Raw genomic sequence first — 3,283 nt, forward strand, 5'->3', positions numbered from 1 at the left:
GGGGGGGTAAACGCAGAGCGCCCCGGCACGTTTTGGGTGCGGGGCGCTCCTGTGTTGGGGTTGGCGGCCACCTACTCTCCCGGGTGTGACCCCAGTACCATCGGCGCGTCCGGGCTTAACTTCTCTGTTCGGGATGGGAAGAGGTGCTCACCGGAGCCATAGCCGCCATTCTCTTCGCACGGTCTTGGCCGTGCCTGATGGCTTGTTGAAGTCTGTCTTGAGCATGATTGGGGAGAGAGAAGCGAGGAGGCGGGCCCTTCGGCCCGCGGCTGTGCGCCTTGGAACGCGCTCGGGCAATTAGTATGGCTCGGCTTTGCTGTCTCCAGCTTTACACCTGCCACCTATCGACGTGGTCGTCTCCCACGGCCCTTAAAGGGAGATCTCATCTTGGGGCGGGTTTCGCACTTAGATGCTTTCAGCGCTTATCCCGTCCGAGCGTAGCTACCCTGCGCTGCGGCTGGCGCCACAACAGGTCCACCAGAGGCTCGTCCAACCCGGTCCTCTCGTACTAAGGTCAGAACCCCTCAAATCTCCGACGCCCACAACAGATAGGGACCGAACTGTCTCACGACGTTCTGAACCCAGCTCGCGTGCCACTTTAATCGGCGAACAGCCGAACCCTTGGGACCTTCTCCAGCCCCAGGACGTGACGAGCCGACATCGAGGTGCCAAACCTCCCCGTCGATATGAGCTCTTGGGGGAGATCAGCCTGTTATCCCCAGAGTACCTTTTATCCTTTGAGCGATGGCCCTTCCATGCGGAACCACCGGATCACTATATCCGCCTTTCGGCCCTGCTCGGCTTGTGGGCCTCACAGTCAAGCACCCTTGTGCTATTGCGCTCTGCGTACGGTTACCAAGCGTACTGAGGGTACCTTTGAAAGCCTCCGTTATTGTTTTGGAGGCGACCACCCCAGTCAAACTACCCACCAAGCACTGTCCCCCCCTGTGGGAGGTTAGGCGCCAAGCAACTCAAGGGCCGTATTTCAAGGACGAATCCGCGACGCCTGGCGACGCCGCTTCGCTTTCTCCGGCCTATCCTACACATGAGTTACCCAGCGTCAATGCTAAGCTATAGTAAAGGTTCATGGGGTCTTTCCGTCCCGTTGCGGGTACTCGGCATCTTCACCGAGACTACAATTTCACCGAGCTCACGGCTGAGACAGCGCCCAGATCGTTACACCATTCGTGCAGGTCGGAACTTACCCGACAAGGAATTTCGCTACCTTAGGACCGTTATAGTTACGGCCGCCGTTTACCGGGGCTTCGATTCAATGCCTCGCCTTGCGGCTAACATCCCCTCTTAACCTTCCGGCACCGGGCAGGTGTCAGGCCTTATACTTCATCTCTCGATTTCGCAAAGCCATGTGTTTTTGTTAAACAGTCGCCTGGGCCTTTTCACTGCGGCTTCTCCAATCGCTTGGAGGAAGCGCCCCTTCTCCCGAAGTTACAGGGCCATTTTGCCGAGTTCCTTGGCCGTGATTCACTCGAGCACCTTAGGATTCTCTCCTCGACCACCTGTGTCGGTTTGCGGTACGGGCGGCAAGCCATTTAAACGCTTAGCGGGTTTTCTAGGGAGCCTGATTAGGGACGATCCCCGCGGCCGGGGCCTTGGGGTACTTTCGGGTTTCAGCATCCGCGGCGTACTTCACGACCGTGGATATACCTACGCCCTTAAACGCGCTATTCCGTCAGCGCGCCGTCCTTTCACTTCTCCGTCACCGCATCGCTATGACGTGCCGGTACTGGAATATTAACCAGTTGTCCATCGACCTGCGCTTTCGCCTCGGCCTTAGGACCCGACTAACCCTGATCCGATTAGCGTTGATCAGGAAACCTTGGTCTTTCGGTGTGCGGGTTTCTCGCCCGCATTATCGTTACTTATGCCTACATTTGCTTTTCCAAGCGCTCCAGCGCACCTTGCCGGCACGCCTTCTCCGCCCTTGGAATGCTCCCCTACCAGTGTATAAATACAATCCGCAGCTTCGGTGCCATGCTTGATGCCCGATTATTATCGATGCCCTGTCGCTCGACCAGTGAGCTGTTACGCACTCTTTAAATGAATGGCTGCTTCCAAGCCAACATCCTGGCTGTCTAGGCAACTGGACCCCCTTTGTTCAACTTAGCGTGGACTTTGGGACCTTAGCTGGCGGTCTGGGTTCTTTCCCTCTCGGCGCGGGACCTTAGCACCCCGCGCCTCACTGCCGCGTATATCAAGTGGCATTCGGAGTTCGTCAGGATTCGGTAGGATGTGACTCCCCCTAGTCCTATCGGTAGCTCTACCTCCACATGACTCGACCGCGACGCTGCCCCTAAAGGCATTTCGGGGAGTACGAGCTATTTCTCAGTTTGATTGGCCTTTCACCCCTACCCACAGGTCATCCAAATACTTTTCAACGTAAACTGGTTCGGACCTCCATTTGGTTTTACCCAAACTTCATCCTGCCCATGGGTAGATCACAAAGTTTCGCGTCTACCCCCCCTGACTGTGCGCCCTGTTCAGACTCGCTTTCGCTGCGGCTCCGTGCGTCAACGCACTTAACCTCGCCAGGGAGGAGTAACTCGTAGGCTCATTATGCAAAAGGCACGCCGTCACCCCACGAAGGGGCTCCGACCGCTTGTAAGCGCATGGTTTCAGGATCTGTTTCACCCTCCTATTCGGAGTGCTTTTCACCTTTCCCTCACGGTACTGGTTCACTATCGGTCTCTCAGGAGTATTTAGCCTTAGCGGATGGTGCCGCTGGATTCAGGCGGGATTTCTCCGGTCCCGCCCTACTCAGGATCCCACTAGGGCCGGAAAGCTTACGCGAACGGGACTCTCACCCTCTCCGGTGCGCCTTCCCAGGCGCTTTCGCTTCAATTTCCGGTCCCACGTCGTGGTCCTACAACCCCGGCCCTGCCGTGACAGGCCCGGTTTGGGCTGTTCCGCGTTCGCTCGCCACTACTTGCGGAATCACTCTTGTTTTCTCTTCCTCCGGGTACTTAGATGTTTCAGTTCCCCGGGTTCGCCCCCCGTAGGGTGACTGGTCTTCAACCAGCCGGGTTGCCCCATTCGGACACCCGCGGATCACATCGTATGTGCCGATCCCCGCGGATTTTCGCAGCTTGTCGCGTCCTTCATCGCCTCTGAGAGCCTAGGCATCCCCCATGCGCCCTTCTCTGCGTTCCCGGGCCGCCTGATCACTCAGGCGGCCCGCCTCTTCGCTCGTTCATGCATGGGCTGTCTTGCGACAGCCTAAACTATGTTACTTTATTTTCTCTCTCCCATCATGTCAAAGAACTTC

General features: G+C 57.3%; 2 rRNA genes. Both read right to left on the minus strand.

The annotated features are described in order from the left end of the window. Window positions 1-58: 58 nt before the first annotated feature. Window positions 59-170: ribosomal RNA gene (gene rrf / locus Q1A23_RS19540) — 5S ribosomal RNA — on the minus strand. Window positions 171-277: 107 nt separating this feature from the next. Then, a 23S ribosomal RNA gene (locus tag Q1A23_RS19545) occupies window positions 278-3,168 on the minus strand. Window positions 3,169-3,283 lie beyond the last annotated feature (115 nt).

It is taken from the genome of uncultured Pontibacter sp. (assembly GCF_947492645.1).
Classification (GTDB): domain Bacteria; phylum Bacteroidota; class Bacteroidia; order Cytophagales; family Hymenobacteraceae; genus Pontibacter.